The organism is Brevundimonas sp. (genome assembly GCF_036402095.1).
In the GTDB taxonomy this organism is placed as follows: domain Bacteria; phylum Pseudomonadota; class Alphaproteobacteria; order Caulobacterales; family Caulobacteraceae; genus Brevundimonas.
This window is the reverse complement of the sequence record NZ_DASWTO010000059.1, coordinates 1-5630: the sequence shown is the minus strand read 5'-3', so window position 1 is coordinate 5630 and position 5630 is coordinate 1. Positions and strand designations below refer to the sequence as shown.

Annotated in this window: 7 protein-coding genes and 1 other RNA gene; 7 read left to right on the top strand and 1 reads right to left on the bottom strand. The window is 69.1% G+C overall.

The window, feature by feature from the left end:
- Window positions 1-1439 (bottom strand): transketolase (locus VGD32_RS04870; protein ID WP_331030779.1); only part of this gene is annotated, 1439 nt, incomplete at its 3' end.
- Here VGD32_RS04870 and VGD32_RS04865 point away from each other — a divergent pair.
- The 7 genes from VGD32_RS04865 to VGD32_RS04835 all read left to right on the top strand — a co-directional run.
- Entirely contained in the window at window positions 1426-1842 is a 417-nt protein-coding gene (locus VGD32_RS04865) for a hypothetical protein (RefSeq protein WP_331030778.1), read from the top strand. The genes VGD32_RS04870 and VGD32_RS04865 overlap by 14 nt on opposite strands.
- A complete protein-coding gene (locus tag VGD32_RS04860; protein WP_331030777.1) occupies window positions 1842-2150 on the top strand; it encodes a cell division protein ZapA in 309 nt (102 codons plus the stop codon). Before VGD32_RS04865 ends, VGD32_RS04860 begins: the two co-directional genes overlap by 1 nt.
- Window positions 2151-2220: 70 nt before the next feature.
- Window positions 2221-2700, top strand: coding sequence for a MarR family winged helix-turn-helix transcriptional regulator (locus VGD32_RS04855; RefSeq protein ID WP_331030776.1), 480 nt, complete (start codon window positions 2221-2223; stop codon window positions 2698-2700).
- Window positions 2700-4049, top strand: a complete 1350-nt coding sequence (locus tag VGD32_RS04850) for a S41 family peptidase (protein ID WP_331030775.1) — start codon at window positions 2700-2702, stop codon at window positions 4047-4049. Before VGD32_RS04855 ends, VGD32_RS04850 begins: the two co-directional genes overlap by 1 nt.
- Before the next feature lie 49 nt (window positions 4050-4098).
- Window positions 4099-4259, top strand: a non-coding RNA gene (gene ssrS / locus VGD32_RS04845) — 6S RNA.
- 144 nt (window positions 4260-4403) lie between these two features.
- Window positions 4404-4949 (top strand): 5-formyltetrahydrofolate cyclo-ligase, encoded by a 546-nt coding sequence (locus VGD32_RS04840; RefSeq protein ID WP_331030774.1) that lies wholly within the window; start codon window positions 4404-4406, stop codon window positions 4947-4949.
- A 10-nt stretch (window positions 4950-4959) separates the two neighbouring features.
- Window positions 4960-5630 (top strand): TIGR00282 family metallophosphoesterase (locus VGD32_RS04835; RefSeq protein WP_331030773.1); only part of this gene is annotated, 671 nt, incomplete at its 3' end.

The window sequence follows — 5630 nt, the reverse complement described above, 5'->3', positions numbered from 1 at the left end:
GGGCGGAACACCAGCAGATTCGGAATGGCCCGCAGCGCCGCCAGATGCTCGACCGGCTGGTGCGTCGGCCCGTCCTCGCCCAGGCCGATGGAGTCGTGGGTCAACACGTGGATGACCCGGACGCCCATCAGCGCCGCCAGCCGGATCGACGGCCGGCTGTAGTCCGAGAACACCATGAAGGTGCCGCCGTAGGGGATGACCCCGCCGTGCAGCGCCATGCCGTTCATCGCCGCGGCCATGCCGTGCTCGCGGATGCCCCAGTTGACGTAACGGCCTTCATAGGTCGGCGCGTCAAAGATCGGCGTGCCCTTGACGAAGGTGTTGTTCGATCCGGTCAGGTCGGCCGAGCCGCCGACCAGCTCGGGACTGGCCGCGAACAGCTCGTCCAGCGCCGCGCCCGACGACTGGCGCGTGGCCTGCGCCGGCTTCGTCTCGAGCAGTTCGGCGACCTTCGCGTCCAGCGCTGCGAAGGCGCCTTCGGGCAGGTCGCCCTTCATGGCGCGGGTGAAGTCGGCCGCCTGCGACGACGCCGCGAGACGGGCTTCCCACGCCTTGCGCGACTTCGCGCCCTGCCGACCGACCTTGAGCCACGCCTTTTGAACGCCTTCCGGTAGCTCGAACGGATCGTGGGTCCACGACAGGCCCAGCCGGGTCGCCGCCACCTCGGCTGCGCCCAGCGCCGCGCCGTGCGTCTTGTGGCTGCCTTCCATGGTCGCCGCGCCGCGCCCGATCTTCGTGCGGCAGGCGATCAGCGTCGGCTTGTCCTGTCGCGTCGCCCACTTCAGCGCCGCCTTGATCTGTCCCATGTCGTGGCCGTCGATGGCCTTGACCGCCCAGCCTGCCGACTTGAAGCGCGCCTTCTGGTCGGTGGCGTCCGACAGGCCGACCTTGCCGTCGATGGTGATCTCGTTGTCGTCCCACAGCACCGTCAGCTTGTTCAGCCTGTAGCGGCCGGCCAGCGTGATGGCCTCCTGCGAGACACCTTCCATCAGGCAGCCGTCGCCGGCGATGACCCAGGTCCGGTGGTCGACCAGGTCATCCCCGAACCGCGCCGCCAGGTGCCGTTCGGCCATGGCGAAGCCGACGCTGTTGGCCAGGCCCTGCCCCAGCGGTCCAGTGGTCGTCTCGACGCCCGGCATGTGGCCGAACTCGGGGTGCCCCGCCGTCCTGGACCCCCACTGACGGAAATTCGACAGCTCCTCCTTCGTCGCCGCCTTGTAGCCGGTCAGGTGCAGCAGGGCGTAGATCAACATCGACCCGTGCCCGGCCGACAGGATGAACCGGTCGCGGTCGGCCCAGTCCGGACGGCTGGCGTCGAACTTGAGGAATTTCGAGAACAGCACCGTCGCTACGTCTGCCATGCCCATGGGCATGCCGGGGTGGCCGCTTTTCGCCTTCTCCACCCCGTCCATGGCCAGGACGCGGATGGCGTCCGCCATCTGCTTCGGCGTGGCTTTTTCGGATACGGATTTGGCGTCGGTCACGGGGGGACCTTTCGTCGGGAGGCGGAAAAAGGGAGGCGCGCCGCTTTACCCCGACGCGCGAGCGGGTTCTATACGGATTCTGGAGGATGTGACCTGCATGGACGCTGCATCGGCCGCCAAGGACCGTGTCGACCGCGCTCTGGCGCTGCTGGAACGTCGCCTGCTCGACCTTAAGAGCCGCGCCGCCGCGCCATCGCGTCGCGCCCCGGACGACGATCTGTTCGCGCCCCAGCCTTCCAGCGAAACCGACCGCATTCGCATCCATGAGTTGGAATCCGCCGGCCGCGACGCCGCCGAGGTGCTTGCCCGCGCCGCCGACGCCATTCGCGAAAGCCTCTCCGGCCAGGAGCCGCGCTGATGGCGACGGTGACAGTCGAGATCAATGGCCGCCCCTACGCTGTCGGCTGCGCCGACGGGCAGGAGGAGCGCGTCCGCATCCTCGCCAAACAGTTTGACGGCCACGTCCGGCAGGTGGCGGGCGAGGTCGGCCACGTCGGCGACATTCGACTGTTCCTGATGGCCGGCCTCCTGCTGGCCGACGAACTGCATGAGGCGCGGCTGGCCGGCCCTGCGGCCGAGCCCACCGCCGCCTCGTCGACCGACGGCGTCGCCGAGGCCCTCAACGCCGTCGCCGCCCGTCTCGAGAAGATCGCCCAGGGCCTCTGACGCGAACCCGCCCGAAGGCTGTCCGATTTGTCATTTGAGGCATTGTATAAGCGCTTATATAGTTGCCGCCATGCCTCACTCGCTTCAGACCCACGGGGTGCTCCTCCGCCGTCTCATCGACCATCTCGATGGCGCGGTCGGGCAATCCTACGTCGATGCGGGCCTGGACTACCGGCCGCGGTTCACGCCGATCCTCCGGGCCCTGCTCAACCATGGTCCGACGACCCTCCGCGCCCTGTCCCGGCAGACTGGCGTGAGCCATTCCGCCGTCAGCCAGACCATCACCCAGATGGCGGCGCGCGGCTGGGTTTCGCTCGAGGCGGGAACGGACGCCCGTGAGCGGATTGTCGCCCTCACCCCGTTCGCCATGAAGCAGCTTCCCCGGCTCGAGCAATGCTGGGCCGCGACCGAAGCCGCCTCCCGCTCGCTGGACGAGGACCTTGGCCAGCCCTTGGCGGACGTTCTGATCCGGGCGCTCGAGGCCCTTGAGCGCCGTCCCCTCGCCGACCGCCTCGCAGAGGCGTCCTCCCCTGCATCCGGAGCCGATTGATGACCCGCCTTGCCCTGACCGTAACCGCCTGCGCCCTCTTCATTGGCGGCCCTGTCCCGGCGCTGGCTCAGCAACCCGCCCCGACCGCCGCCGTCCGGACCGCTGTCGCTCCCCTGACCGCTGATCAACGCGCCGCTGCGGTCGCCGCAATCATCCTGGCCGTCGAGACCCGCTACGTCTTCCCCGAGCGGGTTCCCGCCATCCGGGATCGGCTCAACGAAGGCCTGGCGTCCGGCCGCTACGACGCGTCCGATCCGTCGGCCTTCGCGGAACGGATCTCGACAGATCTGCGCGAGTCCAGCCAGGACGGCCACATGTACCTGCTGCATGAGCCCGGCCAGTACGCAGCGGCGATCACCTCCGACGCCGACCCCTATGACAACCCCGCCTTCATGGCCATCTGGGCCGCCGCGGCCCGGCGCAGCAACCACGGCCTGAGCGAGATGCGCATCCTTCCCGGCAATGTCCGATACCTGCGCGTCAGCACCTTCCACTGGGTGCAGGATCGCACCGGTCAGGCCTATGACGACGCCATGCGCTTTCTGCGCGAGGGCGACGCCGTGATCATCGATCTGCGCGGCAACGGCGGCGGAGACCATGCCGCGGTGCGCTACCTGCTCAGCCATTTCATGGAGCCGGACCAGCTCGACATGACCTTCCTTGAGGCGGGCGAGGATCCGGTCCAGTCGCGGACCCTCGACCACGTGCCGGCCGGCCGCCTCACCGGCAAGCCGCTCTACGTCCTGACCAGCCGTCAGGTGGGTTCGGCGGCCGAGGCCTTCGCCTACAGCGTCCAGACGTTCGACCTTGGAACGCTCGTCGGCGCAACCACGGGCGGCGCCGCCAACAACAACACCTTCGTGCCGATCGCCCCCGGCTTCATGCTCAGCGTTTCCTACGGCCGCCCCGTCCACCCGGTCACCGACGGAAACTGGGAGGGAACGGGCGTCGAACCCGACGTCGCCGTCGATCCCAACACGGCGCTCGAGACAGCGACCGCCCTGGCCCTCGACGTTCTGCTCGCCCGTCAGGACGCCGATCCCATCGACCGCGCCGGCTGGGCGTGGGCCCGGACCGCCGCCGCCGCGCGGGCGCGCCCCGTCACCATCGCCCCGGAACGTCTGCGAGCACTCGCGGGAACCTACGGCGGGCGGACCATCGTGTTCGAGGAAGGAGGACTGGTGTGGCGACGCGCCAACGGCCCGGCCTCCCGGCTCGTCCCCCTGACGGAGGAGGGTCTGTTCGCCATCGAAGGGGGAGACGATCGCCTGCGCCTCCGACTGACCGGCGACGCGCTTGAACTCCTCCGCATGGACGACCCGGCCCCCTCCCGTTTTCCGCGGGACTGAGGGCGCCATTGTTCCGCCCCGCCTGAACGACTATCTTGTCCCACGGCGGGTCCTGCTGCGGCCCTCGTCGAAGGCAACATTTCCTCGCGACCTTAATTCACTCGAAGGGAGCTGTCCCTGATCAGGCCCGTGGGCCTGGGCACACGGCGCCCACCTGGCTACCCAGGTCGAGAGGATTTAAACGTCCTTCACGGTTCTTGCGGCGCCGCCACCCTTTTCCTGCCCGTCGCCAAGCGAAGGGGGAGGGAGACCACCGGCGAAGCCGGCGGTGGAGGGCTGGAGGAGGGAGGCGCCGCCTCCCGATGACGCGGCCTCAGGCTCGCCGCCCATCCCGGAATCCGCTAACTCCCCCCGATGACCGACAAGCACGAACTCCGGGCGGCCATGCGGGCGACGCGCAAACGCCTGGCAGGCCTCGATCCCGAAGCCTCGATGCGGGCGGCCGAACACGCCGCCGACCTGCCGCCCGGGGACGTCGTCGCCGTCTACCGCGCCATCGGATCCGAGATCGACGCCGACGCCCTGTCGATGGCCCTGGCCCGGCTTGGCCGTCAGCTGTGCCTGCCTGTTGTGATCCAGCGTGACGCGCCAATGCTCTTCCGGCGCTGGTCTCCGGGCGAACCGCTGGAGCTGGACGCCGCCGGCGTGCCCGCCCCCTTTCCATTGGCCGAGGCGGTGACTCCCGACCTTATCATCACCCCGCTGCTGGCCTTCGATGGCCGGGGCGGGCGGCTGGGGCAGGGGGGCGGCTACTACGACCGGACCTTCGCCGCCTTGCCGGACGCGACGCGCGTCGGCTTCGCCTACGCCGGGCAGGCGGTCGAAAATCTGCCCGTCGAGCCGCACGATATCCGCCTGCATGGCGTTCTGACCGAGAGGGGCTATAGAGCGCTCCCATGAGGCAGACCCTATGAGACTGGCGTTTTTCGGCGACGTGGTGGGCAAGTCCGGCCGCGACGGTCTCGGCGACCATCTGCCCGCGCTGAAGCGCGACCTGAAGCTAGACTTCGTCGTCGTCAACGCCGAGAACGCCGCCGGCGGATTCGGCATCACCGAGAACACCGCCAACGAGCTGTTCATGGCCGGAGCCGATTGCCTGACGCTGGGCAATCACAGCTGGGACCAGCGCGAGGCCCTGACCTATATCGTGCGCGAGCCGCGCCTGATCCGGCCCCTCAACTACCCCCGCCTGATGGACGCCCCCGGCGCCGGGGCCAATCTGTTCGAGACCCACTCCGGCAAGACCGTGCTGGTCATGAACGTCCTTGGCCGTATCCATATGGACCCGATGGACTGCCCGTTCAGCGCGGTCGAGAAGGAACTGGCGGCCTGCCCCCTTGGCGCCGTCGCCGACGCCATCATCGTCGACATGCATTGCGAGGCCACCTCGGAGAAGATGGCCATGGGCCATTTCTGCGACGGCCGGGCCTCTCTCGTGGTGGGCACCCACACCCACGTCCCCACCGCCGACTGCCAGATCCTCACCGGCGGCACGGCCTACCAGACCGACGCCGGCGGCTGCTGCGACTACGACAGCGTCATCGGCAACGAGAAGGAAGAGCCCCTGCGGCGCTTCACCAC

Coding starts and splice junctions, on each gene's coding strand:
- VGD32_RS04865 (WP_331030778.1), top strand. CDS start 1,426: ATGGCGTCCGCCATCTGCTTCGGCGTGGCTTTTTCGGATACGGATTTG.
- VGD32_RS04860 (WP_331030777.1), top strand. CDS start 1,842: ATGGCGACGGTGACAGTCGAGATCAATGGCCGCCCCTACGCTGTCGGC.
- VGD32_RS04855 (WP_331030776.1), top strand. CDS start 2,221: ATGCCTCACTCGCTTCAGACCCACGGGGTGCTCCTCCGCCGTCTCATC.
- VGD32_RS04850 (WP_331030775.1), top strand. CDS start 2,700: ATGACCCGCCTTGCCCTGACCGTAACCGCCTGCGCCCTCTTCATTGGC.
- VGD32_RS04840 (WP_331030774.1), top strand. CDS start 4,404: ATGACCGACAAGCACGAACTCCGGGCGGCCATGCGGGCGACGCGCAAA.